Source organism: Arthrobacter melezitosi (assembly GCF_054511055.1).
In genome coordinates, this window is the sequence record NZ_JBTNDJ010000005.1 from 1 (window position 1) to 25,885 (window position 25,885).

Annotated in this window: 27 protein-coding genes; 24 read left to right on the top strand and 3 right to left on the bottom strand. The window is 70.5% G+C overall.

Annotation, left to right across the window (positions count from 1 at the left end; all coding sequences use genetic code 11):
• Nucleotides 1-191: 191 nt before the first annotated feature.
• On the bottom strand, nt 192-758 hold the full coding sequence (locus ACX80W_RS07340) for an inorganic diphosphatase (protein ID WP_459281846.1): 567 nt from the start codon (nt 756-758) through the stop codon (nt 192-194).
• A 174-nt stretch (nt 759-932) separates the two neighbouring features.
• On the opposite strand from ACX80W_RS07340, the gene dacB reads away from it, so the two are divergent.
• From dacB to dhaM, 23 genes are all read left to right on the top strand, one after another.
• Nucleotides 933-2,363: a D-alanyl-D-alanine carboxypeptidase/D-alanyl-D-alanine endopeptidase gene (gene dacB, locus ACX80W_RS07345; RefSeq protein WP_459281848.1), complete on the top strand. Its 1,431-nt coding sequence runs from the start codon at nt 933-935 to the stop codon at nt 2,361-2,363.
• A gap of 93 nt (nt 2,364-2,456) precedes the next feature.
• Entirely contained in the window at nt 2,457-3,620 is a 1,164-nt protein-coding gene (locus ACX80W_RS07350; RefSeq protein ID WP_459281850.1) for an Rv3626c family coenzyme F420 biosynthesis-associated protein, read from the top strand.
• Nucleotides 3,613-4,707, top strand: coding sequence for a tRNA lysidine(34) synthetase TilS (tilS, locus tag ACX80W_RS07355; protein WP_459281852.1), 1,095 nt, complete (start codon nt 3,613-3,615; stop codon nt 4,705-4,707). Before ACX80W_RS07350 ends, tilS begins: the two co-directional genes overlap by 8 nt.
• Before the next feature lie 3 nt (nt 4,708-4,710).
• A complete protein-coding gene (gene hpt / locus ACX80W_RS07360; protein ID WP_459281854.1) occupies nt 4,711-5,262 on the top strand; it encodes a hypoxanthine phosphoribosyltransferase in 552 nt (183 codons plus the stop codon).
• 172 nt (nt 5,263-5,434) lie between these two features.
• On the top strand, nt 5,435-7,510 hold the full coding sequence (gene ftsH / locus ACX80W_RS07365) for an ATP-dependent zinc metalloprotease FtsH (protein ID WP_459281856.1): 2,076 nt from the start codon (nt 5,435-5,437) through the stop codon (nt 7,508-7,510).
• 37 nt (nt 7,511-7,547) lie between these two features.
• On the top strand, nt 7,548-8,165 hold the full coding sequence (gene folE / locus ACX80W_RS07370) for a GTP cyclohydrolase I FolE (RefSeq protein ID WP_459281858.1): 618 nt from the start codon (nt 7,548-7,550) through the stop codon (nt 8,163-8,165).
• Nucleotides 8,166-8,179: 14 nt separating this feature from the next.
• A complete protein-coding gene (gene folP / locus ACX80W_RS07375) occupies nt 8,180-9,097 on the top strand; it encodes a dihydropteroate synthase (protein WP_459281860.1) in 918 nt (305 codons plus the stop codon).
• Entirely contained in the window at nt 9,094-9,471 is a 378-nt protein-coding gene (gene folB, locus ACX80W_RS07380; protein ID WP_459282238.1) for a dihydroneopterin aldolase, read from the top strand. The genes folP and folB overlap by 4 nt, the downstream gene beginning before the upstream one ends.
• The gene (folK, locus tag ACX80W_RS07385) at nt 9,468-10,010 is read left to right on the top strand and encodes a 2-amino-4-hydroxy-6-hydroxymethyldihydropteridine diphosphokinase (protein WP_459281861.1); all 543 of its coding nucleotides are present in this window, start codon (nt 9,468-9,470) and stop codon (nt 10,008-10,010) included. Before folB ends, folK begins: the two co-directional genes overlap by 4 nt.
• A gap of 10 nt (nt 10,011-10,020) precedes the next feature.
• Nucleotides 10,021-10,506 carry a DUF3180 domain-containing protein gene (locus ACX80W_RS07390; RefSeq protein WP_459281863.1) on the top strand — a complete coding sequence of 162 codons (486 nt, stop codon included), beginning with the start codon at nt 10,021-10,023 and terminating at the stop codon, nt 10,504-10,506.
• On the top strand, nt 10,499-11,014 hold the full coding sequence (locus ACX80W_RS07395; RefSeq protein ID WP_459281865.1) for a PH domain-containing protein: 516 nt from the start codon (nt 10,499-10,501) through the stop codon (nt 11,012-11,014). The genes ACX80W_RS07390 and ACX80W_RS07395 overlap by 8 nt, the downstream gene beginning before the upstream one ends.
• Entirely contained in the window at nt 11,011-12,747 is a 1,737-nt protein-coding gene (locus ACX80W_RS07400) for a PH domain-containing protein (protein ID WP_459281867.1), read from the top strand. Before ACX80W_RS07395 ends, ACX80W_RS07400 begins: the two co-directional genes overlap by 4 nt.
• Entirely contained in the window at nt 12,734-13,648 is a 915-nt protein-coding gene (locus ACX80W_RS07405) for a Rossmann-like and DUF2520 domain-containing protein (RefSeq protein WP_459281869.1), read from the top strand. The genes ACX80W_RS07400 and ACX80W_RS07405 overlap by 14 nt, the downstream gene beginning before the upstream one ends.
• Complete coding sequence (gene panC, locus ACX80W_RS07410) at nt 13,645-14,592, top strand: pantoate--beta-alanine ligase (protein WP_459281871.1); 948 nt, start codon at nt 13,645-13,647, stop codon at nt 14,590-14,592. The genes ACX80W_RS07405 and panC overlap by 4 nt, the downstream gene beginning before the upstream one ends.
• Before the next feature lie 98 nt (nt 14,593-14,690).
• On the top strand, nt 14,691-16,145 hold the full coding sequence (gene lysS, locus ACX80W_RS07415) for a lysine--tRNA ligase (protein WP_459282239.1): 1,455 nt from the start codon (nt 14,691-14,693) through the stop codon (nt 16,143-16,145).
• Nucleotides 16,146-16,150: 5 nt separating this feature from the next.
• On the top strand, nt 16,151-16,366 hold the full coding sequence (locus ACX80W_RS07420) for a hypothetical protein (protein ID WP_459281873.1): 216 nt from the start codon (nt 16,151-16,153) through the stop codon (nt 16,364-16,366).
• Nucleotides 16,367-16,444: 78 nt separating this feature from the next.
• Nucleotides 16,445-16,771 carry a histone-like nucleoid-structuring protein Lsr2 gene (locus tag ACX80W_RS07425; RefSeq protein WP_120166428.1) on the top strand — a complete coding sequence of 109 codons (327 nt, stop codon included), beginning with the start codon at nt 16,445-16,447 and terminating at the stop codon, nt 16,769-16,771.
• A gap of 100 nt (nt 16,772-16,871) precedes the next feature.
• The gene (locus ACX80W_RS07430; RefSeq protein WP_459281874.1) at nt 16,872-19,379 is read left to right on the top strand and encodes an ATP-dependent Clp protease ATP-binding subunit; all 2,508 of its coding nucleotides are present in this window, start codon (nt 16,872-16,874) and stop codon (nt 19,377-19,379) included.
• Nucleotides 19,380-19,488: 109 nt separating this feature from the next.
• Nucleotides 19,489-19,998, top strand: a complete 510-nt coding sequence (locus ACX80W_RS07435) for an amino-acid N-acetyltransferase (protein WP_459281875.1) — start codon at nt 19,489-19,491, stop codon at nt 19,996-19,998.
• A 130-nt stretch (nt 19,999-20,128) separates the two neighbouring features.
• Nucleotides 20,129-20,311 carry a CsbD family protein gene (locus ACX80W_RS07440; protein ID WP_459281876.1) on the top strand — a complete coding sequence of 61 codons (183 nt, stop codon included), beginning with the start codon at nt 20,129-20,131 and terminating at the stop codon, nt 20,309-20,311.
• Nucleotides 20,312-20,529: 218 nt separating this feature from the next.
• Complete coding sequence (dhaK, locus tag ACX80W_RS07445; protein WP_459281878.1) at nt 20,530-21,531, top strand: dihydroxyacetone kinase subunit DhaK; 1,002 nt, start codon at nt 20,530-20,532, stop codon at nt 21,529-21,531.
• A gap of 2 nt (nt 21,532-21,533) precedes the next feature.
• The gene (dhaL, locus tag ACX80W_RS07450; protein WP_459281880.1) at nt 21,534-22,175 is read left to right on the top strand and encodes a dihydroxyacetone kinase subunit DhaL; all 642 of its coding nucleotides are present in this window, start codon (nt 21,534-21,536) and stop codon (nt 22,173-22,175) included.
• A complete protein-coding gene (dhaM, locus tag ACX80W_RS07455) occupies nt 22,172-22,906 on the top strand; it encodes a dihydroxyacetone kinase phosphoryl donor subunit DhaM (protein ID WP_459281882.1) in 735 nt (244 codons plus the stop codon). Before dhaL ends, dhaM begins: the two co-directional genes overlap by 4 nt.
• A gap of 14 nt (nt 22,907-22,920) precedes the next feature.
• Here the strand turns inward: dhaM and ACX80W_RS07460 are convergent, their stop codons facing one another.
• On the bottom strand, nt 22,921-23,868 hold the full coding sequence (locus ACX80W_RS07460) for an iron-sulfur binding domain-containing protein (protein WP_459281884.1): 948 nt from the start codon (nt 23,866-23,868) through the stop codon (nt 22,921-22,923).
• Nucleotides 23,869-23,952: 84 nt separating this feature from the next.
• Between ACX80W_RS07460 and ACX80W_RS07465 the strand changes: the two genes are divergently transcribed.
• Nucleotides 23,953-24,588, top strand: a complete 636-nt coding sequence (locus ACX80W_RS07465) for a hypothetical protein (RefSeq protein WP_459281886.1) — start codon at nt 23,953-23,955, stop codon at nt 24,586-24,588.
• Nucleotides 24,589-24,627: 39 nt separating this feature from the next.
• On the opposite strand, the gene disA is transcribed toward ACX80W_RS07465, so the two are convergent.
• Nucleotides 24,628-25,704, bottom strand: coding sequence for a DNA integrity scanning diadenylate cyclase DisA (disA, locus tag ACX80W_RS07470; protein ID WP_459281888.1), 1,077 nt, complete (start codon nt 25,702-25,704; stop codon nt 24,628-24,630).
• Between the last annotated feature and the right edge of the window lie 181 nt (nt 25,705-25,885).

Sequence of the window (25,885 nt, forward strand, 5' to 3'; positions counted from 1 at the left end):
AAGGGGGGGGAAGGGCAATGGCGGGGGGGGGGGCCGGGGCTCCCCGGCGCCCCCCTCCCACCAGGTCGCCCACCTCGCGCGAATCGCGCTGGTTGATGGTGAGCACGTATTGCATTGCCCCAGTATGCTTCACGGTTACCGCAAATCAACCGATTGCGGTTGCGGGCGCGGCACACCGGGGACGAAGGGCGTCAGCGCCCTTCGGGAACCGCCGTGGCGTTGTCGGCCTCAACCTCGACGCCGCGGCCCTGCGGCTCGTCGGCCGCGCTGGTCTCGCCCTGCCGCTTGAAGCGCTCCAGCGAGGCCTCAACCTCGGCCTCCGCCGCCTCACGGCCCGCCCACTCGGCCGCTTCGACCCACTTGCCGGGCTCGAGGTCCTTGTAGCGGGTGAAGAAGTGCTTAATCTCGTCGAGCAGGAACGTCGAGACGTCCGAGAGATCCTGGATGTCATCGAAGCGCGGATCGACCGGCACGCAGAGCACCTTGGCGTCCCCGCCGCCGTCATCGGTCATGTTGAAGACGCCGATCGGGCGTGACTCGACGAGGACGCCCGGAATCAGGTCGAAATCCTGCAGCAGCACCAGGGCATCGAGCGGGTCGCCGTCCTCACCGAGGGTGTTCTCGAAGTACCCGTAGTGGGTCGGGTACTGCATCGCCGTGAACAGCACACGGTCCAGCCGCAGCCGGTGGGTCTCGTGGTCGATCTCGTACTTGACGCGGGATCCCTTCGGGATCTCGATGGTGACGTCGAGCTTCATGGCAACTCCTCGGTGGGTACTGGCAGGGGGCTGGTGGCGGGCTCCGGCTGTCCGGTCCGCGGAGCCCGGCCGCCCGTTTACTGTTTAAACTTCTGCACTAACATATCGGTCGTGGCCCGCTTCCCGGCATTTTCCGCCGTCCGGCGTTCCCGTTGAACCTTCCGGAAGGAATCCATGAAGCGCCAGGCCCGACGCTTGACCGCCGTGCTGCTCGCGGCGGTCCTTGCGGTGCTGGCGCTGCCCCTGTCGGTGCGCGTGGTCCCTCCCGCCGTGGCCGAGCTCACCGGCGGGGGCCGGGATGCCGAGGTTCCACCGCCGGTCCTGCAGCGCCCGCCGGCCCGCCTGCTCGAACCCGGCGTCGTCTCGGCCCTTTCGCCCGCCACCCCGACACCGCGCCCGGAGGTGCTCGCCCCGCTGCTCGAGGCGGAACTGCAGCTGCCCGGCGGCGGGCGGTTCACCGGGGTGGTCCGCGACGCCACCACCGGCAAGGTGCTCTACAGCAGCGGCGCCGACGAGGCGCAGGCCCCGGCGTCCAACCTCAAGCTGCTGACGGCAGCCGCCGTCCTGGACACCCTCGAGCCGGAGGACCGGCTGGAGACGACCGTGCACGCCGCCGGGGACGGCGTGCTCTACCTCCGCGGCGGCGGCGACGTGCTGCTGGGCTCGGGGCCCTCCGACCCGGGTTCGGTGCGGGGCCGCGCGGGCCTGTCGACCCTCGCGCAGGAGACCGCCGCAACCCTGGATCCCGCAGCCGGCCCCTACCGCGTCGCGGTCGATGACTCCCTCTTCGACGGTCCGCCGCTGAACCCGTCCTGGGCGCAGGGCGACCTGGAGGCCGGGGAACTCGCCCCGGTGTACCCGCTGGCCGTCAATTCCGCCTGGCAGGATGAGGAGCGGCAGGCCGGGGCCCGCGACGCCGACCCCGCACTCCGCGCCGCCGACGCGTTCACCGCCGCCCTGGCCGCGGCCGCGGCCGAACGCGGCGTCGAGGTGCTCGGCGGACCCGTCCGCGCCGCCGTGCCGGAGGCCGCCGAGCCGGTGGCTACGGTGCGGTCGGCGACGCTCCGCGAGCAGGTCGAACACATGCTGGTCCTCTCGGACAACTACCTCGCCGAGTCGCTGGCGCGCCTCGCCTCCGCGGCGGCCGGCGGGCCGGCGAGCTCCGACGGCGCGGCGGCGGTGCTTGCGGACACCGCCGACCGGCTGGGTCTTGAGGGGGAGGGCCTCCGGATCGGGGACGCGGCGGGACTGTCGGTGGACAACTCGGCCACACCGGCCCAGCTCGCCGCCCTGCTGCACGCCGCGGCCTCCTCCGAGCGTCCCGCCCTTGCCGGCCTGCCGGGCCTGCTGCCGGTCGCGGGGCTGTCGGGGACACTGCGCGAACGCTTCGCCCCGGACGCTCCGACGGCGGGCGGGGCGGGGGTGGTCCGGGCCAAGACCGGCACCCTGAACGCCGTCACCGCACTGAGCGGCTATGTCGTCACGGCCGAAGGACGCCTGCTTGCCTTCTCCCTGATGGCCTCGGGGGTCGAGGGCCGCACCGCGGAGGCCCGCGACGCCGTCGACCGGGCCGCGGCGGCGCTGGCCGCCTGCGGATGCCGCTGACGGCCCGGTCCGTCCCGTCCTCGATCCGTCCCGCAAGCTGCCACCCGGGGTCGCTCCCGAGCGGCCGGGAGCCGGATGTGATCGAATTGGGTCATGGAGCCCAAGAAGCCAATCGTTTCATCCACCCCCCAACTGCCCCGGCTGGTGAACTGGGACCTCGCCGCCGGCAGCGCCGCCCGCCTCGCTCCGGCCGGACCGTCAATGACGCCGCGCGAGATCAACGCCGCCGTGGACAACCTCCGCGCACAGGCCGACGCCTCGGTGGCCCACGTCCACGCCATCTCCCGCCTGGATGCGGCGCGGGACCTTCGCGATTCCGAACTCCTCATCGTGGACCGGGCCTCCTGGGCGAAGGCCAACACGCAGAGCTTCCGGGTGCTCATCGAGCCGGCCCTTGAGCACCTCGCGCAGTCCAAGCCGGAAATCCTCAAGGCCGCCTCGGTCAGCCTCGGCGGCAGCGTCACCGGCGCCCAGCTTGGGGCCATCCTGGCGTTCCTCTCGAGCAAGGTGCTGGGCCAGTACGACCCGTTCGTCCCCTCCCGCAACGGCGCCGGCGGGCGCCTGATGCTCGTGGCGCCCAACATCATCTCCGTCGAGCGCGAGCTGAACGTCGACCCGTCGGACTTCCGCCTTTGGGTCTGCCTGCACGAGCAGACCCACCGGGTCCAGTTCGCCGCTGCGCCCTGGCTGAAGGACCACATGATCTCCTCCATCTCGGAGCTGACCACCGGGATGATGGATAAGGCCGACACCCTTTCCGAACGCCTTGCCGCGGCGGCGAAGAGCCTCGGTGTGCCCAAGGGGGACCGGGGCCGCGGTGCGGCCGGTGTTGAACAGTGGCCCGACGGCGGGAAGGTCCACGGCACCGGCCTGCTGTCGGTGCTCCAGGACCCGGACGACAAGGCGCGCCTGTCCCACCTGACCGCCGTGATGAGCCTCCTCGAGGGCCACGCGAACGTCGTGATGGACGGAGTGGATGCGGGCATCGTCCCGACAGTGAAGACCATCCGACGCCGCTTCAACGCCCGCGGCAAGTCCCGCGGGCCCGTGGAAAAACTCATCCGCCAGCTCCTGGGCCTCGACGCCAAGATGCGCCAGTACAGCGACGGGGCGAAGTTCGTGCGGCGCGTCGTCGACCAGACCGGGATGGAGGGGTTCAACCTCGTCTGGGAGGCCGAGGCCCACCTGCCCACCGAGCGGGAGATCCACGCCCCCGATGAATGGATCGACAGGATGAGCCTGCACCGCCATGGCTAGGCGCCCGCGCCTGAACCCCGTGGCCGCTGCGGCGCGGAACCGGGTGGAGGACGCCCTGGCCGATGTGCTGCACCCGGCCGGTGCGGCGCCGGGCCCCGACGGGCCGCCCCTGGTGCTTGTGGCCTGCAGCGGCGGTCCGGACTCGCTCGCCCTGGCCGCCGCCGCCGTCCATCTCGCCCGGGTGGGCCGGTGCGGGGTGGGGGCCGTCGTCGTCGACCACGGCCTGCAGGACGGCAGCGGGGCCGTCGCGCAAAACGCCGCGGCCCAGCTGCGGGAGCTCGGACTCTCCCCGGTCGAGGTGCGTACCGTCGAGGTTGCCGCGGCCGGGATGGGCCCCGAAGCGGCCGCCCGGTCGGCCCGCTACGCCGCCCTCGACGCCGCGGCGCAGGAGACCGGCGCGGTGGCCGTCCTCCTGGGGCACACCCTCGATGACCAGGCGGAGCAGGTCCTGCTCGGGCTGGCCCGCGGCTCAGGAACCCGCTCCCTCGCCGGCATGCCGGCCCGGCGCGGACGCTACCGCAGGCCGTTCCTCGACCTGCGGCGTGCCGATACGGAGGAGATCTGCTCCTTCTACGGCCTCGAGCCCTGGCACGACCCCGCCAATACCGATCCGGCCTTCGCCCGCTCCCGGGTCCGGGCGGCGGTGCTGCCCTACCTCGAGGACCAGCTCGGGCCCGGCATCGCCTCCGCGCTGTACCGCTCCGCCCGGATCCTCGGCCAGGACGCCGACTACCTGGAACAGCTCAGTTCCCAGGCGTACGGCCGGCTGCGCACGGAGGTCGATGGGGACATTCTCCTGCCGGAGGAGGGCCTGCGGGAGCTGCCCGCCTCGCTGCGCCAACGGGTCCTGGCCCTGGCCGCCGTCGAACTCGGCGGGTTCCAGCCCAGCTTCGAACGCCTGCTCGCCGCCGAGACCCTCCTCGAACGGCGCGGCTCCGCCGGGCCGGTCCAGCTCGGCGGATTCGTCGGCGTGTACCGGCAGGTCCGGGGGAAATCGGTTCTTCGGGGCGGGCCAAGCTATGGCAATCTTGTGTTTAGAAAAAACCGTCCCGGCACGGAGCCGCCGAGCCGTTCAACCCAGGAGTAATTGGTGGATTCCAACGACGTCGAGTCAGACCTGAAGCACGTCCTGTACAGCAAGGAACAGATTCAGCAGCGCGTGACCGAACTTGCAGCGCAGATCGACGCCGACTACCAGGGGCGGGAAATCCTCCTCGTGGGCGTGCTCAAGGGCGCCGTGATGGTGATGGCCGACCTGGCCCGGGCCCTGCACTCCCACATCACCATGGACTGGATGGCCGTGTCCTCCTACGGCTCCGGGACGCAGTCCTCGGGCGTCGTGCGGATCCTCAAGGACCTCGAAACCGACCTCATGGGCAAGCACGTGCTCATCGCCGAGGACATCATCGACTCCGGCCTGACCCTCTCCTGGCTCAAGGCCAACCTCCTCTCCCGCGGGCCCACCTCGGTCGAAATCTGCACCCTGCTGCGCAAGCCCGACGCCGCGAAGGTCGACATCGACGTGAAATATGTGGGATTCAACATTCCGAATGAATTCGTCGTCGGGTACGGCCTCGACTTCGCCGAGAAGTACCGCAACCTCGACTTCATCGGCACCCTCGCCCCGCACGTCTACGAGTAGGCGGCGGGCCCGGCGGCGGGGCCCGGGCTGTACGCCCACAGGGAACTTATGCCCGAAACCGGACGTGTTGCATCTGAAACCGTGTATATCTTGAGTGTTTCGAGGTGACGGCGGACGGAACACGCTATTTCCGGCATAAGCAGGAGGGACAGGGTGCGCAGCCCTGAGAAGAATGAAATATAAGAACATGTTCAAGGGGCCGGTCATCTGGATCGTCCTGGCACTCGCCGGGCTCCTCTTCATCGTCCCCAGCCTGTTCAGCGGCAGCTCCGGCAGGGTCGACACCAATGTCGGCCTGGAGCTCCTGCGGGACAACCGGGTGGAGCAGGCCAAGATCCACGACGGCGAGCAGCGCGTCGACCTTACCCTCCGGGACGACTACGAGGACCTGGGCCGCAGCGTCCAGTTCTTCTTCAGCACCGCCCGTGCCGAGGATGTCGTAGAGGCGGTCAACGAGTCCGACGTCGAAGGCTTCACCGACCAGCCGGTCGAGAGCAACTGGTTCCTCAGCGTCTTCGGCCTGATCTTCCCCATCCTGATCCTCGGCCTCATCTTCTGGTTCCTCCTCAGCCGCATGCAGGGCGGCGGCTCCAAGGTGATGCAGTTCGGCAAGTCCAAGGCCAAGCTCATCTCCAAGGACATGCCGCAGGTCACCTTCACCGACGTCGCCGGTGCCGACGAGGCCGTCGAGGAACTGCTCGAGATCAAGGAATTCCTCCAGGAGCCGGCGAAGTTCCAGGCCCTGGGTGCCAAGATCCCCAAGGGCGTGCTGCTGTACGGGCCTCCGGGCACCGGCAAGACCCTGCTGGCGCGGGCCGTGGCCGGCGAGGCCGGCGTGCCGTTCTACTCGATCTCCGGTTCGGACTTCGTCGAGATGTTCGTCGGCGTGGGCGCCTCCCGCGTCCGCGACCTCTTCGAGCAGGCCAAGAACAATTCACCGGCCATCATCTTCGTCGACGAGATCGACGCCGTGGGCCGGCACCGCGGTGCCGGCGTCGGCGGCGGCAACGACGAGCGCGAGCAGACCCTCAATCAGCTCCTCGTCGAAATGGACGGCTTCGATTCGACGACGAACGTCATCCTGATCGCCGCCACCAACCGCCCCGACGTCCTCGACCCGGCGCTGCTGCGCCCGGGCCGGTTCGACCGGCAGATCGGCGTCGAGGCCCCCGACATGAAGGGCCGCGACCAGATCCTCGCGGTCCACGCCAAGGGCAAGCCGATGGCACCCGGAGTGGACCTGAAGTCGGTGGCCAAGAAGACCCCCGGGTTCACCGGCGCCGACCTGGCGAACGTGCTCAACGAGGCCGCGCTGCTCACCGCGCGCTCGAACGCCCAGCTGATCGACGACCGCGCCCTGGACGAGGCGATCGACCGCGTCATCGCCGGCCCGCAGAAGCGCAGCCGCGTCATGAAGGAACTCGAGCGGAAGATCACCGCCTACCACGAGGGCGGACACGCCCTCGTGGCGGCCGCCCTGCGCAACACCGACCCGGTCACGAAGATCACCATCCTGCCGCGCGGCCGCGCCCTCGGCTACACCATGGTGCTGCCGATGGACGACAAGTACTCGGTCACCCGCAATGAGCTGCTCGACCAGCTCGCCTACGCCATGGGCGGGCGGGTCGCCGAGGAGATCGTCTTCCACGATCCCTCCACCGGCGCCTCGAACGACATCGAGAAGGCCACCGGCACGGCCCGCAAGATGGTGACCCAGTACGGGATGAGCGAGCGCATCGGCGCGGTGAAGCTCGGCCAGGGCGCCGGGGAGCCCTTCCTGGGCCGGGACATGGGCAGCGACCGCGACTACTCCGACCAGGTGGCCTTCGTCGTCGACGAAGAGGTACGCCGGCTGATCGACAACGCCCACGACGAGGCCTACGAGATCCTCACCGAGAACCGCGACGTGCTCGACCGCCTCGCGCTCGAACTGCTCGAGCGGGAGACGCTGAACCAGGCCGAGATCGCCGAGGTCTTCGCGAGCGTGCGCAAGCGCGGCCTGCGCAACGTGTGGCTGTCGAAGGACTCCCGTCCGGTGCACTCGCTGCCTCCGGTCGTCTCGGCCAAGGAACGGGCCCAGGCCGCGCAGAACGGCCAGCCCGCTCCCGAGACGGTGGCCCCGCAGGACCAGATCGCCGACGCCGACATCCCCGGTGACTTCGACGTCCACAGCTCGGACCTGCCCTCGCCGGACTCCGACGGCGCCGCCGTCGACGGTAAGGGCGGGACCGGATCCCGGCACCCGTAGGGCGGCCGGCCCGCCGCACAGGGATAGGATCAGAGCCGTGACTGACTTCGACAATGACGTGATCGCCGCTGCCCTGGCCGCCTCTGGATCCCCGGTGGACCTGCCCCGCATCCAGCGGGCCGTCCGCGAAATCCTGGAGGCGATCGGGGAGGACCCCGACCGCGACGGGCTGGTGGAGACTCCGCGGCGCGTGGCACGGGCCTACGCCGAGATGTTCGCGGGTCTCCACCAGGACGCCGCCGAGGTGCTGTCGACCTCCTTCGAGCTCGATCACCAGGAGCTGGTGGTGGTGAAGGACATCCCCTTCTACTCGACGTGCGAGCACCACCTGGTGCCGTTCCACGGCTCCGCCCACGTCGGATACATTCCCTCGGACGACGGCCGGGTCACCGGCCTGAGCAAGCTGGCCCGGCTCGTCGAGGTCTACGCCCGCCGCCCGCAGGTGCAGGAGCGGCTGACGACGCAGATCGTCGAGGCGCTGATGACGCACCTCAATCCCAAGGGTGCGATCGTGGTCATTGAGTGTGAGCATATGTGCATGTCAATGCGGGGCATCCGGAAACCGGGCGCCAAGACGGTGACCTCGGCCGTCCGCGGCCAGATCCGCGAAACGGCGACCCGCGCCGAGGCCATGAGCCTGATACTTGGAAGATAGGACACCCCGAAACAATGGATTCACTCGCCGCAGCCCCCGGGACCGGCCCCGCCACCTCACCGCTGCCGGTGATCCGGCCGGTGCGTGCCCCGCGCACGTTCGAGGCGCTGCCTGCTGACCGTGCCATGGTGCTGGGCATCCTCAACGTCACCCCGGACTCCTTCAGCGACGGCGGCAGGTACTCCTCGACCGACGACGCCATCTCGCACGGACTGCGGATGCACTACGCCGGGGCCGACATCATCGACGTGGGCGGGGAATCGACCCGCCCCGGCGCCGCGGCGGTGCCGGTCGAGGAGGAGCTGGAGCGGGTACTGCCCGTGGTTCGGGCGCTCGTGAAGGCCGGCGCCCTCGTCAGCATCGACACGATGCACGCCGAGACGGCCGCCCAGGCGGTCCGGGCGGGAGCCGCGGTCATCAACGACATCTCCGGTAAGGAGTTCGACCCCGCGATGCCGGCGCTCGTCGCCGAACTCGGCGTGCCCTACATCCTGACCCACCGCCGGGGAACCGCCGAAACGATGGATTCCCTGGCGACCTACACGGATGTCGTCGACGAGGTCATCTCCGAGCTCCTTGAGGTGCGCGGCGCCTTCACGGCGGCAGGAGTGCAGCCGGAGAAGATCATCCTCGATCCGGGCCTGGGCTTCGCCAAGACCGCCGGGCACAACTGGGAACTGCTCCGTTCCCTGGACCGCTTCGCATCCCTCGGACACCGGGTGCTCGTCGCGGCCTCCCGGAAACGTTTCCTTGGCACCCTGCTGACCTCGGCCGGGAAGGCCGCGCCGCCGGCCGAACGCGACGCCGCGACCGTCGCGGTCTCGGCCCTTGCCGCGGCGAACGGCGCCTGGGGGGTCCGGGTGCACGAGGTCGGCCCCACCCTCGACGCCGTCAAGGTCGCCTCCGCGTGGACGGGCCGGGCCCGGCCATGACGGTGCTCCGGCAGCTCGACGCCGTCTCGCTGAAGGGCATCACCGCCGTCGGCCACCACGGGGTCTTCGACTTCGAGCGGCGCGACGGCCAGCCCTTCGTCGTCGACGTGGTGCTGCATTTGGACCTGCGGCCCGCCGGGACCAGCGACGACCTCGCCCGGACGGCCCACTACGGGGAGGTCGCCGAGCTGGTCGCCTCGATCATCTCCGGGAAACCGTTCCAGCTGATCGAGGCACTGGCCGAGAGGATCGCGGCCGAGATCCTCGCCGGCTACCCCGTCGAGGCGGTCGACGTCACCGTGCACAAGCCACGGGCGCCCATTTCGGTGCCGTTCGGCGACGTCGCCGTCACCCTCCATCGGAGCAGGCAGTGACGACGGCCCGGCACCCTGCCGGACCCGCCTCCACGGCCGCGCCGACCGGTACGGAGGTGCGGGCCGTCCTGGCCCTGGGCAGCAACCTCGGCGAGAGCCGCGGCACGCTTGCCGCGGCCGCCGCCGAGCTCACCTCGGACGCCCGGGTGCGGCTGTCCGCGGCCTCTCCCGTGGTCCGCACCCGGGCCGTCGGGGGCCCGGAGCAGCCGGACTACCTCAACCAGGTCATCGAGGTCGTCACCGACCTCGGCCCCTACGAACTGCTTGCGCTCTGCCAGGCCGTCGAGGAGAAGCACCTGAGGACCCGCACCGTGCGCTGGGGCCCGCGGACCCTCGACATCGACATCATCACCTTTGGGGCATGGACCTCGGCGGATCCCCGGCTGACGGTTCCCCACCCCCGCGCCGCGGAGCGGGCCTTCGTCCTCGTCCCGTGGTCCAGAATGGACTCCACCGCCGTGCTCGGCGGTGTGCCCGTAGCCGAGCTCGCAGCCGGCGCCGCCGACCTGCCGGGCGTGACCCAGTTCGAGGAAGACTAGGCGCATTGGAATGAGCATCCGGTTCAGTTGGCTCATCGGCATCGGCATCCTCTCCGGCCTGCTGGGGTGGACCGTCAACTTCTGGGCGGGGAACAACGGCTACCCGACCCCTTCGCTGCACCTGAGTTCGCTGCTGACCGTCGCGCTGATCATCGCCGTGACCCTGGTCTTCGGGCTGAGGGTGCTGCGGTGGCGCAACGGCAAGCGCGACCGGGAGCTGAATCCCATCCTCGCGGCCCGCACCCTGATCCTGGCGCAGGCGACGGCCTATGCCGGCGCCCTCAGCCTCGGCTGGCACGCAGGGATCCTCGTCGACCAGCTCTCCCTGCTGGCCGTCCGCGACACCCTGGGCCCTGTCTGGGGGACGCTGGCCCTGATGGCCGCGGGCATCGTCATGATCGTCGTCGGACTGGTCGTCGAAGGGTTCTGCAGGATTCCGCCCGGGGACAAGGGCAGCGCCGGCACTCCGGGAACGAGCGAGGGGGAGTATGCGTAGGGAACCCATCGATCCCGAGGGCGTCGTCTGGTCCAGGGTCTCGCCCGCCTACCTGCGGGTGCGCCTGATCGGTTGGTTCGTCGGCTCGGTGATCTACCTGCTGATCTTCAGCATCCCGCTGATCCTCCGGCTCACCGGGGTGTGGCCGGACTTTCCGCCGCTGGCCATCGCCGTCGCCCTGCCGGCCGTAGTGCTCCTCATCAGTATCTGGAGGGTGCTGCTGCTTCCCCGCCAGGTGCGGGCCCTGGGCTACGCGGAGCGCGACGACGATCTGCTGATCCGCAGCGGCGTGATCTTCCAGCGCACCCTCGTCGTCCCGTACGGGCGCATGCAGTACGTCGACGTGGCGGTGGGCCCGCTCGAGCGGGCGTTCGGGCTGTGCACCCTGAAGCTGCACACCGCGTCCCCGTCCACCAACGCGGCCATCCCCGGCCTTCCCGCCGCCGAGGGCGCCCGGCTCCGCGAGCAGCTGTCGAGCCGCGGGGAAGCCCGGCTGGCGGGGCTGTGAGCGCCGCGGACCCGCACCGCGGACCCTCCCCGGACCAGCACCCCGGACCCGTCCCGGGACCGTCCGGGCACGGGACCGGGCCGGCTGGCGGAAGCCTCCCCGGCGCGCCGCCGACACCCGCGCCGGCCGAGGACGGCTGGCGCCGCGTCTCCGTGATCTCGCCGCTGGTGCGCGGCTGGATCGCCCTGGCCGCCATCGCCTTCTTCTTCGGCAGGGACTGGTTCGAGGGCCTCTTCGGCCCCGGTGCCCGGACGGGGCTGCCGGGGGCCATCGGACTCCCGCTGGCCATCGCCGTCGTCCTGGGCGTCGTCGCGCTGATCGCGCTCGGGTTCCTCGTGTCGTGGTACTTCACCCGGTACCAGGTCACGGCGGAGTATGTCCGGGTCAATTCGGGCATCCTGTTCCGGCAGAACCGGCAGGCCCGCCTCGACCGCGTCCAGGCAATCGACGTCGTGCAGCCCTTCCTCGCCCGGGTCTTCGGCCTCGCCGAGCTGAAGTTCGAGGTGGCCGACGCCGGCGAGTCGGCGGTCCGCCTGGCCTTCCTCCGCCTCTCCGAGGCGCAGCAGCTCAGGGCCACGATCCTGGCCCGCGCCTCCGGGGCCCAGGTGGCCCCGGATGCCGCCGGGGGAGTGCCCGAGGCCCCCGAGCGCGAGGTCGTCGCTGTGCCCCCGGGGCGGATCGTCGGCGCGGTCCTGCTCTCGGGGACCACGGTGCTCCTGCTGGCCGCTGTGGTGGTCGTCGGCACTGTCACGGTCGTGTTCCGCACGCCGCTCGCCGCACCGGCCCTCATCCCCATGGCGCTGGGCGTCGCCGGCGCGTACTGGAACGCCCTGAACTCGGGCTACAACTTCCGGGCCGCCCTCTCGCCCGACGGCATTCGGGTCCGGTACGGCCTCCTCGACACCCGGGCGCAGACCGTCCCGCCGGGGAGGGTGCAGGCCGTCGGGATCGACCAGCCGCTGCTCTGGCGGCTCAAGGGCTGGTACCGGATCAATGCCAACGTCGCCGGGTACGGTGCCGCCGTCTCCGGCGAAGGGCAGGCCAGGGCCACGCTGCTGCCCGTCGGAACCCGCGCCGAGGTCTTCTCCATCCTGGCGCTCGTCCTTCCGGACCCGGGCACCGGGCGGCCCCTTGACGTCTTCACCGCCGGCCTCGAGGCCTCGGGCCCGGCCGAGGGCTTCACCACCGCACCGCGGCGCGCGCGGTGGCTCGCGCCCCTGACCTGGCGGCGCAGCGGGTTCGCCGTGACCGGCACCGCGCTGCTCGTGCGGTCGGGGTCCTTCCACCGCCGGCTCGCCGTCGTGCCGCACGAGCGGACCCAGTCGCTGTCCCTGCACCAGGGCCCCATTGAGCGGTCCCTGCGGGTGATGGAACTGCAGCTGCAGACCACGCCGGGACCCGTTGCGCCGTCCCTGAGCCACATCGACGAAACCGCGGCGCTCGAACTCTTCTCAAGCCAGGCCCGGCGCGCGGCCGAGGCGCGCCGGCGAAGCGTCCCCGAGCGGTGGATGAGTCCGATCCAGCAGCCTTCGGGCGCCGTCATGCCCCCGGCGCCCAGCTACGGGCCCCCCGGTGCCGGGCCGACGCAGGCCCCGGCGCCCAGCTACGGGCCCCCCGGTGCCGGGCCGACGCAGGAAGCGCCCCCCGGCGACGGGCCGCCCGCCGCCGCGCCGCCCGACCAGCCAACCGTGCACCAGACTCCGGAGGGACCCGGTAACCATGAACAACGCTGAAGCCTCACGCCGACCAGGGCGCCTGGGGGTGGGCGTCATCGGCGCCGGCAAGGTCGGCGCGGTGCTCGGCGCCGCCCTGCGCGCCGCGGGACACGCGGTCGTTGGAGTATCGGCGGTCTCCGAAGCGAGCAGGGAGCGCGCGGAAACCCTCCTGCCCGGGGTGCCGGTCCTCGACATTCCCGTTCTCGTCGAACGCGCCGAACTCGTCCTCCTCGCCGTGCCCGACGACGCCCTGCCCGGACTCGTCGACGGACTGGCGCGCCTTGGCGTCTGGCAGCCCGGGCAGCTCGTCGTCCACACCTCGGGACGCCACGGCACCGAGGTCCTCGCCCCCGCCCGCGGGGCCGGGGCGATCCCGCTCGCCATCCACCCGGCCATGACGTTCACCGGCCTCAGCCTCGACCTCGGCCGCCTGCCCGAATGCACCTTCGGCATCACGGCTCCGGCCGCGGTCCTTCCGATCGCCCAGGCCCTCGTGGTGGAGATGGGCGCCGAACCGGTGGTCATCGACGAGGAGAGCAGGCCGCTCTACCACGCGGCGCTCGCCCATGCCTCGAACCACCTCGTCACCCTGGCCTCCCAGTCGGCCCAGCTGCTGAGCGACATCGGCGTGCAGCACCCGGACCGGATGCTCGGCCCCCTCATGAAGGCCTCCCTCGAAAACGCGCTGGCCTCCGGGGAGTCCGCCCTGACCGGCCCGGTGGCCCGCGGCGACGTGGAGACCATCCGCACCCACAGCGCGGCACTGGCCCGCCACGACGCCGCCGACATCGCCCTCGCCTACCGCGACATGGCCCAGGCCACCACCCTGCGCGCACTCGACCGCGGCGTCCTCAGCGCCGAGCAGGGAGCCGCGGTGCTGGCCGCCCTTGAACCAACCCGCAGCGAGGACGGACGATGACGCCGGCACCAACCCCGCCACGGCTCGTCACCACGGTCGACGAGCTGCGGAGCGCCGGCTCAGAACTGCTCCACCGGGCCCAGGCCGGCCGCCCGGCCGGAGGGGCAGGCACCGACCGCGCCGCGCGGCGTCCGTCGCTGGGGCTCGTGCCGACGATGGGGGCGCTCCACGCCGGCCACGCAGCCCTCGCCGCGGCCGCCCGCGCCGAAAACGACGTCGTCGTCACCACGATCTTCATCAATCCCCTGCAGTTCGGTGAACAGGCCGACCTCGACCGCTACCCCCGCACCCTGGCGGCCGACCTGGCGCTGCTGGGCGGGGAGGGGGTGGACCTGGTCTTTGCTCCGGGGGCGGAGGAGGTCTACCCCGGCGGGCCCCCGCAGGTCCGGCTGCAGGCCGGGCCCCTCGGGGAGAAGCTCGAAGGAGCGTTCCGGCCCGGCCACTTCGACGGCATGCTCACCGTCGTGGCCAAGCTCCTCCACCTTGGGGCACCCGACGCCGCCGCCGACTACCGCGCGTACTTCGGCCAGAAGGACGCCCAGCAGCTGGCGCTCGTCCGGCGCATGGTGCGCGACCTGAACTTCCCCGTGGAGATCGTCGGGGTGCCGATCGTCCGGGACGCCGACGGCCTCGCCCTCTCAAGCCGCAACCGCTTCCTTTCCGAAAGCGAACGCCGGGCGGCGCTCGTGCTGCCGCGTGCCCTGGGGCTGCTGAAGGAACGGGCCGGGCGGAACGAGCCCCTCGACCCCGACTCGGTCCTGGCGATGATCGCCAGCGAGCCCGCCGTGGGCCTCGAGTACCTCGAGGTCGTCGACCCGCTCACCCTCGAACCGCTCGCCTTCCCCTGCGCCTCGACGCCGTTCACCGGGACGGCACTGGCCCTGGTCGCCGCCCGGGTGGGCGCCGTGAGGCTCATCGACAACATGGTCCTCGGCGACGGGTGAGACCCGGAGATTACCGGAACCCCGTAAACTTGGCTACCGTGACCACAGAAAACCCCCTCCTGACCGATGGCCTCTCCACCGACGACTTCACCGAGCAGATGCGCATCCGCCTCGAGAAGCGCGCCCGCCTGCTCGAGAGCGGCAGGGAGGCCTACCCGGTCAAGCCCGAACGGACGCACTCGCTCGCCGAGATCCGGGCGGCATTCCCGGACCTGGAGCCGGATGAGGCCTCCGGCACGCACGTCGCCGTCGTCGGGAGGGTCGTCTTTCTCCGCAACACCGGCAAGCTCGCGTTCGCGACCCTCCAGGAGGGCGACGGGACCCGGCTGCAGGTGATGCTCAGCCTGGCCGTCATCGGGGAGGAACAGCTCGCCGAGTGGAAGGCCCTCGTCGACCTCGGGGACCACGTGCAGGTGTCGGGGGAGGTCGTCAGCTCGCGGCGCGGGGAACTCTCGGTGATGGCCGCGGCCTGGACCATGGCCTCCAAGGCGCTGCGCCCGCTGCCCACCCTGCACGCCGGACTCAACGAGGAGACCCGGGTCCGCCAGCGCTACGTCGACCTGATGGTGCGCGAGGAGGCCCGGAACATGGTGCGCACCCGTGCAATGATCACCCGCTCGCTGCGGGAAACCCTGCACGCCAACGATTACATCGAAGTGGAAACTCCGATTGTGCAGCTGGTGCACGGCGGGGCCGCCGCGCGGCCCTTCGAAACCCACCTCAACGCCTTCGACCAGAAAATGACCCTCCGCATCGCGCTCGAGCTTTATCTCAAAAGGGCGGTGGTGGGCGGAATTGACCGGGTGTACGAGATCGGCCGGATTTTCCGCAATGAGGGCGTCGATTCGACGCACAGCCCAGAATTCACCATGCTCGAATCCTACGAGGCCTACACCGACCAGTTCGGAATGGCCGAGCGGATGAAGGAAATGATTCTGAATTGCGCCGACGTCCTGGGCATGCGCACCATCGAAACGCCGCAGGGCACCATCGACCTCGACGGCGAATGGAAGTGGCTGGGGGTCTATCCCGGCCTGTCCGAGGCCGTGGGACAGGAGATCACCCCGGAGACCGGGGCGGGCGAGTTGGTCCGCATCGCCGGGGAGCGCGGGGTGTCGGTGGATCCGGCGTGGGACGCGGAGAAACTCGTCCTTGAGCTGTTCTCGGAGCTCGTCGAGCCGACCCTCATCCAGCCCACCTTCGTGTACGACTATCCGCCGTCGGCCCAGCCGCTCGCCCGGCCCCACCGGAGCACCCCCCGCCTCATCGAAGCGTGGGACCTGATCATCGGCGGCATGGAACGCGGCACGGCCTTCTCGGAGCTGATCGACCCGGTGATCCAGCGCGAGCGGCTCACCGAGCAGTCGCGGCGGGCCGCGGCCGGCGACGAGGAGGCGATGCAGCTCGATGAGGACTTCCTGCGCGCCCTCGAGTACGGCGCCCCGCCGATGGGGGGCATCGGGCTCGGCATCGACCGCCTCGTGATGCTTTTCACAAATGCCGGAATTCGTGAATCGATCCTCTTTCCCCTTTTGAAGCCGGAAGCGGGCTGAGCCCCATGCAATACCTCGAAGTGCTCCTGCCCTCGGCCACCCTCGCCGTCCTTTTCTACTTTGTGATGCGGACCATCCTCAATGCCGACCGGTCCGAACGGGAAGCGATGGCCCGGGCGCGGGAACTTCACCGGGAGGAAGATCGTTCAGGGGAGCAACCGGTGGAAACCGACGGACCGGAGTCCGGACCGGATATCGGCGGAACTAATTCAGCGAAGTAATTTTTGACGGCGTCCTGAGCGTGCCCCATAATCTAATTAGGGGATATTCGCATACACGCACTAATTCAGGAGCTCATGGTGGCGCAGAAAGTGAAAATCATCCTCATTGACGACGTGGACGGCGGCGAGGCCGACGAAACCGTCCGGTTCGGCCTCGACGGCGTCCAGTACGAAATCGACCTCTCGGAGGCCCACGCGAAGGAACTCCGCTCGGCGCTGGGAACCTACATCTCCTCGGCCCGGCGCAGCAGCTCCTCCAAGCAGCAGCGTGCAAGCGCCGCGCCGGCCCGGAACCAGGAAGCGGCCCAGATCCGCGAATGGGCCAAGGAGAATGGGTACAACGTCTCCGCGCGGGGCCGCGTCAACAGCGAAATTGTTGAGGCGTACCGCGCCGCGCAGCGCTAGGCGGGCTGTTACGGGCATATTCTCGCCTGTGGCGAACACGTCCCAATTCCTCGGCGGGTACACGTAGCATCGAGTTACGCGTTAGCTAGGAGTGTGTCTCATGTTTGAGAGATTTACAGATCGTGCCCGTCGAGTTGTCGTGTTGGCCCAGGAAGAGGCCCGCATGCTCAACCATAACTACATCGGCACCGAGCACATCCTGCTTGGCCTCATCCATGAGGGTGAGGGTGTTGCCGCCAAGGCTTTGGAATCACTCAGCATTTCCCTGGGTGCTGTGCGAGAGCAGGTCCAGGAGATCATCGGGCAGGGCCAGCAGGCGCCGTCCGGCCATATCCCGTTCACCCCCCGCGCCAAGAAGGTGCTTGAGCTTTCCCTGCGGGAAGCGCTGCAGCTTGGCCACAACTACATCGGCACTGAGCACATCCTGCTGGGCCTCATCCGTGAGGGCGAAGGGGTTGCGGCGCAGGTCCTGGTGAAGCTTGGAGCGGACCTCAACCGGGTCCGCCAGCAGGTCATCCAGCTGCTCTCGGGTTACCAGGGCAAGGAGCCGGCAGCCGCCGGCGGCCAGCAGCAGGAGGGGACCCCCGCCGGTTCGGTCGTGCTCGACCAGTTCGGACGGAACCTCACCCAGGCCGCGCGTGAATCGAAGCTCGACCCGGTCATCGGGCGCGAGAAGGAGATGGAGCGCGTCATGCAGGTCCTCTCCCGCCGCACCAAGAACAACCCGGTGCTGATCGGCGAGCCCGGCGTCGGCAAGACCGCCGTCGTGGAGGGACTCGCCCAGGCGATCGTGCGCGGCGACGTCCCCGAGACCATCCGCGACAAGCAGCTCTACACGCTCGACCTCGGCTCGCTCGTGGCCGGCTCCCGGTACCGCGGCGACTTCGAGGAGCGCCTGAAGAAGGTGCTCAAGGAGATCCGCACCCGCGGCGACATCATCCTGTTCATCGACGAGATCCACACCCTCGTGGGTGCGGGTGCCGCCGAGGGCGCCATCGACGCGGCCTCCATCCTGAAGCCGATGCTCGCCCGCGGCGAGCTGCAGACCATCGGCGCGACAACCCTCGATGAGTACCGCAAGCACATCGAGAAGGACGCCGCGCTCGAGCGCCGCTTCCAGCCGATCCAGGTCGCCGAGCCCTCGGTCGCCCTGGCGATCGAGATCCTCAAGGGGCTGCGCGACCGGTACGAGGCGCATCACCGCGTCTCGATCACCGACGGCGCCCTTGCCTCCGCGGCGACCCTCGCCGAGCGGTACATCTCCGACCGGTTCCTGCCGGACAAGGCGATCGACCTGATCGACGAGGCCGGTGCCCGGCTGCGCATCCGCAGGATGACCGCTCCGCCGGAGCTCAAGGAGATCGACGATCGCATCAACGAGGTGCGCCGCGAGAAGGAATCGGCGATCGACGCCCAGGACTTCGAGGGTGCCGCGTCGCTGCGCGACAAGGAGCAGAAGCTCCACGACCAGCGCGCCGACAAGGAGCGCCGCTGGAAGTCGGGCGGACTCGATGACATCGCCGAGGTCGACGAGGAACTGATCGCCGAAGTGCTCGCGAACTCCACGGGCATCCCGGTCTTCAAGCTCACCGAGGCCGAGTCCTCCCGCCTGCTGCACATGGAAGATGAGCTGCACAAGCGGGTCATCGGCCAGAACGAGGCGATTAAGGCGATCTCCCAGGCGATCCGGCGCACCCGCGCCGGGCTCAAGGACCCGAAGCGTCCCGGCGGCTCCTTCATCTTCGCCGGCCCCACCGGCGTCGGTAAGACCGAGCTGGCCAAGGCGCTCGCCGAGTTCCTCTTCGGTGACGAGGACGCCCTGATCACCCTGGACATGTCCGAGTACTCCGAGAAGCACACGGTGTCGCGCCTGTTCGGTGCGCCTCCGGGCTACGTCGGTTACGAAGAGGGCGGGCAGCTGACCGAGAAGGTCCGCCGCAAGCCGTTCTCCGTGGTGCTGTTCGACGAGGTGGAGAAGGCCCACGCCGATCTCTTCAACTCGCTGCTGCAGATCCTCGAGGACGGCCGCCTGACCGACAGCCAGGGCCGCATGGTGGACTTCAAGAACACCGTGATCATCATGACCACCAACCTTGGAACCCGCGACATCTCCAAGGGCGTCATGACCGGCTTCCAGTCGGGCACCGACACCAACACCAGCTACAACCGGATGAAGGCCAAGGTCACGGAGGAGCTCAAGCAGCACTTCCGGCCCGAGTTCCTCAACCGCGTCGACGACACCGTCGTGTTCCCGCAGCTGACCCAGAGCGAGATCGTGGAGATCGTGGACCTGTTCCTCGAGCGCCTCGGCAAGCGCATGGCGGACAAGGGCATGACGATCGAGCTGACCCCGGCGGCCAAGGTGCTGCTGGCGACCCGCGGCTACGATCCGGCGATGGGTGCGCGGCCGCTGCGCCGCACCATCCAGCGCGAGATCGAGGACCAGCTCTCCGAGAAGATCCTCTTCGGTGACCTGAAGTCCGGCGAACGGGTCGAGGTCGACGTCGAGGGCGAAGGCGTCGACGCGAAGTTCACCTTCGTCGGACACGGCGAGCCAAAGGCCATCGAGGACGCGCCGCCCGCCATTGAGGCGACCGTCCCCGAGTAGGCACCTGCGGACACGCTCCACGCCGACCAAGAGGCCCGCCCCGGGAAACCGGGGCGGGCCTCTTCGTGTATCCGGCCGGTCCGCCGGTGCGCTTTGTAGACTGGGGCGGGTGAACCCGTCCTTCCACATCCGGCCCGCCCGCACCTCCGATGTCGCCGCCATCCGCGCGCTGGTGGCGCCGCTGGCCGACGACCGGGTCCTCGTGGCCAAGGAAACCGTCGCCTACTATGAGGGGCTCCAGGAGTTCCGCATCGCGGAGGATGAAAACGGCACGGTGCTCGGCTGCGGAGCCCTCCACGTGATGTGGGAGGACCTCGCCGAGGTGCGCACCCTCGCGACGGCGGAAGCGGCGAAGGGCCGCGGGGTGGGTACCGCCCTGGTGGAGCGGCTCCTCGAGGACGCCGCCTCCCTCGGGGTCACGCGGGTCTTCTGCCTCACCTTCGAGGTCGAGTTCTTCCGCAAGCGCGGCTTCGAGGTGATGGCCGACCAGTCGCCGGTGGACCCTGAGGTGTATTCGCAGCTCCTGCGCTCCCACGACGAGGGTGTGGCGGAGTTCCTCGATCTGGCCCGGGTGAAGCCCAACACCCTTGGAAACACGCGGATGATCCGCCTGCTCTAGGCGGTTCCACGCGGCCGCGGGTGGTCAACGCGGCCCCGCCCCGATATAGTAAGAGTGCTTAGCATCGCTTGCGGTGCGGTTGGGTTTCCCGGAACCGGGGCCCGTAGGCCGAGAGAGAAGGAGTTCGATCATGGGACTGGACGACAAGATCGGAAACAAGGGCGAGGGCCTGGGCGGCAAGATCAAGGAAGGTCTTGGCAAGGCCACGGGCGACCAGAGCCTCGAGGCCGAAGGCCACAAGGACCAGACCAAGGCAAACCTCAAGGATGCCGGCGAGAACATCAAGGACGCCTTCAAGAAGGACGACCGCTAAGAGACCGCAGGAACCGGATCACCGCATCCGGCCCAGCCGAGGGAGGGCGCCCCGCTACGGGGCCCCTTCCTCGGTTCGTTAACGCCATCTCACGGCAGGCGGGCGGAAAAACCGCTATAGGAATGGACTCCGCCACCGGGTATCGTTCATCGTGGCCGGCGCGGTCCACAGGGGCAGCCGGTCCTGAACCTCGCCCAGCCGAGAAGGAGCGTACCTTCGTGAAAAAGCTCATCAATGACCCCAAGGCCGTTGTCAACGAGTCGGTGGAGGGCTTCGGCCTCGCCCACGCCGACCTGGTCACCGTCCATCCTGATCCGCTGTTCGTCGTGCGCAAGGACGCGCCCGTCCAGGGCAAGGTGGGCCTGGTGTCCGGTGGAGGCAGCGGCCATGAGCCCCTCCACGCCGGCTATGTGGGGCGCGGGATGCTCGACGCCGCGGTGCCCGGGGCGGTGTTCACCTCGCCGACGCCCGACCAGATCCTCCCGGCGACCACCGCCGTGGACGGCGGCGCGGGGGTCCTGCACATCGTCAAGAACTACACCGGCGACGTCCTGAACTTCGAGACGGCCGCCGAGCTGGCGGCGGCCGAAGGCATCGAGGTCCGCTCCGTGCTCGTCAATGACGACGTCGCGGTCGAGGACTCCCTCTACACCGCCGGGCGCCGCGGGGTCGGCGGCACGGTCTTCGTCGAGCGCATCGCCGGAGCCGCGGCCGAGCGCGGCGACGACCTCGACGCCGTCACCGCGGTGGCGCAGCGGGTCATCGACAACGTCCGTTCCATGGGGGCGGCCCTCGCGCCGAGCACCGTGCCCCACGCCGGCGTCCCGAGCTTCGACCTCGCGGAGGACGAGATCGAGATCGGCATCGGCATCCACGGCGAGCCGGGCCGGCACCGCATCGCCATGGAGGACGCCGACGGCATCACCACCCGCCTGCTCGAGCCCATCACGGCCGACCTGAACCTCGGCTCCGGCGACCGGGTGCTGCTGATGGTCAACGGCATGGGCGGCAGCCCCGCCAGCGAGCTCTACATCGTCTACCGCAAGGCCGTCGCCCTCCTGAAGGAGCGCGGGGTCACCGTGGAGCGCTCCCTCGTGGGCAACTACATCACCGCCCTTGAGATGGAGGGCGCCTCCCTGACGGTGCTGAAGCTCGATGACGAGATGATCACCCTGTGGGACTCCCCGGTCTCCACCGCCGCCCTGCGGTGGGGGGTCTAGGCGTGGCGCTCGACGCCGGCTGGGCCCAGGAGTGGCTGCGCGCCGCCGCCGGCTCCATCGCGGAGAACCGGGTCCGGCTGATGGAGCTCGACCGGGCGATCGGGGACGCCGACCACGGCGAGAACATGGACCGCGGGTTCGCCGCCGTCGTCGCCAAGCTCGACGCCGGGCCGGTGCCGGCCACCCCCGCCGAGGTGCTCAAGGCCGCCGCCATGACCCTGATGTCCACCGTTGGGGGAGCATCGGGGCCGCTGTACGGCACGGCGCTGCTGCGCGCTGCGACCTCCCTGGGCGATGCCGCGGAGGCGCAGCCGGAGGCCGTCGTGGCGATGCTCTCGGCCGCCCGGGACGGCATCGTCGCCCGCGGCAAGGCGGACAGCGGGGATAAGACGATGATTGATGCGTGGACCCCGGCCGTGGAGGCTGCGGCGACCGCCGCCGCCGCGGGCGCGGGGGCCGGCGCGGTCCTTGCGGCGGCCGCCAACGCGGCCGAGGCCGGTGCCGTCGCCACCGATCCGCTGGTGGCGCGCAAGGGCCGGGCCAGCTACCTGGGGGAGCGCAGTGCGGGCCACCGCGACCCGGGCGCGGTCTCGACGGCTCTCATCCTCGCAGCAGCGGCCGAGGCCGCCGGAGAACCCGGATGAGCGTTGGGCTCGTCATCGTTTCGCACAGCACCAAGATCGCCGAGGGGGTGTGCGAGCTCGCCGCCCAGATGGCGGGGGACGTCGTCCTGGTTCCCGCCGGCGGGACGGACGCCGGGGGCGGCGCGGCGCGGATCGGCACGAGCTTCGAGAAGGTCACCGACGGCATCGGGAAGGCCGAACAGGGCGACGGGGTGGTCATCCTCACCGACCTCGGCTCGGCGGTGATGACAGCCGAAATGGCCCTTGAGTTCCTCGATGAGGATCGGCGCGCCAACATCCGGCTGGCCAGCGCCGCCCTGGTCGAAGGGGCGGTCGCGGCCGCGGTGCAGGCGCAGGCCGGCGGCTCCCTCGAGGAGGTGCTGCGGGCAGCGGAGGAGGCGGTGGTCTCCATCCGCCCCGACGCGCTTGAGCCGTTCGTGAGCCGGTCGGCCGCCGCGCCCGGAACGGCCCGGACGCCGGTTCCGGAGGGGCCGCAGGCCAGCGGATCCTGGGTCCTCCCGAACGACATGGGCCTCCATGCCCGTCCCGCGGCGGTCCTGGCCCAGGGGCTGGCCGACCTCGACGCGGAGGTCACGGTGAACGGCATCGACGGCAAGTCGGTGATGCTGCTGATGGGCCTCGGCCTGGGGAAGGGAAAGACGCTGAGCGCCGAGGCCGTGGGACCGGACGCCCAGGCGGCGATCGAGCTGATCGGCGCGGCCGTCGAGGACGGCTTCGGCGAGCTGCCGTAGCAGCCCGGGCCGGACTAGGCCGGCAGCTGGATCCCGGCCGCCGTCTCCTCGGCGAGGCCGTCCGCCAGCAGGCCCGCCAGGGCCCGCGCGTGCTGCTCCTCGGGTGCTCCGAGCCCGTGCAGCCCGGTGAGCGCCGCGGACCTCGGCCCGTGCCCGCCGAAGCCGAGGTCGACGGGCCCGCGCAGCAGCAGCTCCTTCCCCACGGGTCCCTCGGCCTCGCGCAGCACCGCCAGGATCGCCCCGCGGACCTGGCGGTCGGTTCCCGCCCAGGCCTGGCCCTTCGGGACGTACTCGGCGGGGGGCCGGCCCGCCACAAGCCACACGCAGGCGCCGCGCACCGGGCATGAGGCGCACTGCGGGCTCCGCGCCGTGCACACAAGCGCCCCGAGTTCCATCACCGCGGCGTTCCAGCGCACCGACTCGGCCGGCTCGGCGGGGAGCAGTTCGGCGGCGAGGCGCATCTCCGCGGCTGAAAGCGAGCGGGCGGGCAGGGCGGTGCCGGTAACGGCCCGGGCGTGGACGCGCCGGATGTTGGTGTCGACCACCGTCTCGCGCTGTCCGAAGGCGAAGGCCGCCACCGCGGCGGCCGTATAGCTTCCCACCCCGGGCAGGGCGAGCAGTTCGGCGTAGTTTCCCGGGACGGCCCCGCCGTGGCGCTCGACGATGGCGGTGGCCGCCGCGTGCAGGCGCAGGGCGCGCCGGGGATACCCGAGCCGTCCCCAGTGCCGCACTGCCTCTCCGGGCGGCTCGGCGGCCAGGTCGGCGGGGGAGGGCCAGCGGGCCATCCACTCCATCCAGACGGGCAGCACCCGCACCACGGGCGTCTGCTGCAGCATCACCTCGCTGACGAGCACACCCCATGCCGACCGGTCGGGGCGGCGCCAGGGAAGGTCCCGTGCCGCTGTGTCGAACCACCCGATCACCGAGCGGTGCAGGGCTGGAAGGTCCCGCCGAGAAAACATGAACACTCCTGAGAACAATTCTTCCCACTCTACTGACCGGCGTGGTGCCTGCGGCAATCGGGAGGCAATCCCTAGCCTTGGACCATGGAACCAGTAGGCAGGCCGCGCCTTTCCGGAAGCACCGGGCACCCACCGCGCCGCCCGAGCCCGGCCGTTTACCGCCGGCGGCGGCTGGTGGCCGCGATCCTTGCCCTCCTGGTGGTCGCCGCGCTCGCGGTCGGCGCGAAGGCCGTCGCCACTGCCTTCGCCGGGGACGGCCCGGCGCCGGCAGCCGAGCCCGCCCCGGCGGGGGAGGGCACCGCGTCCGCGCCGGCCCCCAAACCCCCGGCGGCGGCGAAGTGCGACCCCGCGAAGGTCGTTGTCGAGGCCGTCACCGACGCGAAGGCGTACGGGCCGAAGGGCAAACCCGTCTTCACCCTGGTGGTCCGCAACGAGAGCGCGGCCCCGTGCGCGGTCAACGTGGGCACCTCCCAGATGGAGTTTCAGGTCACCAGCGCCGCAGACCGCATCTTTTCGTCGGTCGACTGCCAGGACGGGTCGGAGGACCTCTCCAAGGACATCGCCCCCGGCGCCGAGGAGAAGGCGTCCTTCACCTGGGACCGGATCCGCAGCATGCCCGGGTGCGAGGCCGTCGAGGCGGTGCCCGGACCGGGAACCTACACCCTGACCACCCGGCTCGGGAGCCGGACGAGCGCTCCGGCCGCCTTCGTCCTCGAGTAGGACCACCGGCGCCGCCGGACGGCCGCCTGCGCCCGAAGGCTACATGAACCGGTCCAGCAGGCTCGTCTCCGCGATCCGGGAGAGGCCCTCGCGCACGGTGCGGGCCCGCTGCTCGCCGATGCCGTCCACGGCCATGAGGTCATCGATGTTGGCGGCCATCATGTTCTGCAGCCCGTCGAAATGGTCAACGAGCCGGGTCGCCACGGCGGGGGGTACGGCCTTGATGCCCGAGAGCAGCCGGTACCCCTTGGGCTGGACGACGGCGTCGAGGGAGTCGGTCGAAGGGTTGAACCCCAGGACGCTGGCGATCGTTCCGAGGTCGATCAGGTCGGTGGAGCTGAAGCCCTGGAGGATGGCAACCCGTTCCTCGGGGGTCGAACCGTTGCTGCTCGGATCCATGTAGTCCCGCAGCACCATTTCACTGCCGGGGCCAAGGCCGGTCGTGAGTTCCTCCACCTGCAGCGACAGCAACCTGCCGTCGACTCCGAGTTCGAGGACGTACTGGGAGATCTCCTCGGAGATCCGCCGGACCATCTCCTGCCGCTGCAGGGTGATGGCGACGTCGCGCACGGTGACCATCGCCTCGATCTCCAGCGCGGAGAGGGAATTGGTGACCTGGTCCAGGCGGGCCCGGTATCGCTCGAGGGTCGCCAGCGCCTGGTTGGCGCGGGCGAGCACGGGCTCGGAGCCCTCCAGCACGTGCCGCAGCCCGTTGACGTACAGCGCGATGATCTGCATCGACTGGCTGACGGAGATCACCGGGACGCCGGTCTGGATGGCGACCCGCTCGGCGGTGCGGTGGCGGGTGCCCGACTCCTGGGTGGGTATGGCGCTGTCCGGCACCAGCTGGACGGCTGCCCTGAGGATGTTGCTCGCGTCGCGGTCGCAGACGATGGCGCCGTCCATCTTCGCCAGTTCGCGCAGGCGGGTCGGGGAGAAGTCGATGCCGATGTCGAAGCCGCCGGAGCAGATGGAGTCCACGGTGCGGTCGAAGCCCAGGACGATCAGGGCGCCGGTCCGGCCGCGGAGGATCCGTTCGAGCCCGTCGCGCAGCTGCGTTCCCGGTGCGACCCTGGCCAGGGTCGCCTTGAGGGCGTCCTCGGGGCTACGGGCCATCGTGTCATCCTTTCAGCATCCGCGCGCCGTTCCGGACCGCGTGGTGGGGCGGCCCGGGAAGTGGCGCCGGGCCGAGGCGGACACGGAGATTCCACGCAGCCGATCACAATACTAATGGGAGCGGCGGGATTTTCCGGTGTCGGGCTCCGCCCGGCGCCGGGCCCACCGGCCCGCCGGGGTC

Excerpts from the sequence above, each read along its gene's own strand:
- ACX80W_RS07340 (WP_459281846.1), bottom strand. The coding sequence starts at position 758 with ATGAAGCTCGACGTCACCATCGAGATCCCGAAGGGATCCCGCGTCAAG.
- dacB (WP_459281848.1), top strand. The coding sequence starts at position 933 with ATGAAGCGCCAGGCCCGACGCTTGACCGCCGTGCTGCTCGCGGCGGTC.
- ACX80W_RS07350 (WP_459281850.1), top strand. The coding sequence starts at position 2,457 with ATGGAGCCCAAGAAGCCAATCGTTTCATCCACCCCCCAACTGCCCCGG.
- tilS (WP_459281852.1), top strand. The coding sequence starts at position 3,613 with ATGGCTAGGCGCCCGCGCCTGAACCCCGTGGCCGCTGCGGCGCGGAAC.
- ftsH (WP_459281856.1), top strand. The coding sequence starts at position 5,435 with ATGAAATATAAGAACATGTTCAAGGGGCCGGTCATCTGGATCGTCCTG.
- folP (WP_459281860.1), top strand. The coding sequence starts at position 8,180 with ATGGATTCACTCGCCGCAGCCCCCGGGACCGGCCCCGCCACCTCACCG.
- folB (WP_459282238.1), top strand. The coding sequence starts at position 9,094 with ATGACGGTGCTCCGGCAGCTCGACGCCGTCTCGCTGAAGGGCATCACC.
- ACX80W_RS07390 (WP_459281863.1), top strand. The coding sequence starts at position 10,021 with ATGAGCATCCGGTTCAGTTGGCTCATCGGCATCGGCATCCTCTCCGGC.
- ACX80W_RS07395 (WP_459281865.1), top strand. The coding sequence starts at position 10,499 with ATGCGTAGGGAACCCATCGATCCCGAGGGCGTCGTCTGGTCCAGGGTC.
- ACX80W_RS07405 (WP_459281869.1), top strand. The coding sequence starts at position 12,734 with ATGAACAACGCTGAAGCCTCACGCCGACCAGGGCGCCTGGGGGTGGGC.
- panC (WP_459281871.1), top strand. The coding sequence starts at position 13,645 with ATGACGCCGGCACCAACCCCGCCACGGCTCGTCACCACGGTCGACGAG.
- lysS (WP_459282239.1), top strand. The coding sequence starts at position 14,691 with ATGCGCATCCGCCTCGAGAAGCGCGCCCGCCTGCTCGAGAGCGGCAGG.
- ACX80W_RS07420 (WP_459281873.1), top strand. The coding sequence starts at position 16,151 with ATGCAATACCTCGAAGTGCTCCTGCCCTCGGCCACCCTCGCCGTCCTT.
- ACX80W_RS07430 (WP_459281874.1), top strand. The coding sequence starts at position 16,872 with ATGTTTGAGAGATTTACAGATCGTGCCCGTCGAGTTGTCGTGTTGGCC.
- ACX80W_RS07440 (WP_459281876.1), top strand. The coding sequence starts at position 20,129 with ATGGGACTGGACGACAAGATCGGAAACAAGGGCGAGGGCCTGGGCGGC.
- dhaM (WP_459281882.1), top strand. The coding sequence starts at position 22,172 with ATGAGCGTTGGGCTCGTCATCGTTTCGCACAGCACCAAGATCGCCGAG.
- ACX80W_RS07460 (WP_459281884.1), bottom strand. The coding sequence starts at position 23,868 with ATGTTTTCTCGGCGGGACCTTCCAGCCCTGCACCGCTCGGTGATCGGG.
- ACX80W_RS07465 (WP_459281886.1), top strand. The coding sequence starts at position 23,953 with ATGGAACCAGTAGGCAGGCCGCGCCTTTCCGGAAGCACCGGGCACCCA.
- disA (WP_459281888.1), bottom strand. The coding sequence starts at position 25,704 with ATGGCCCGTAGCCCCGAGGACGCCCTCAAGGCGACCCTGGCCAGGGTC.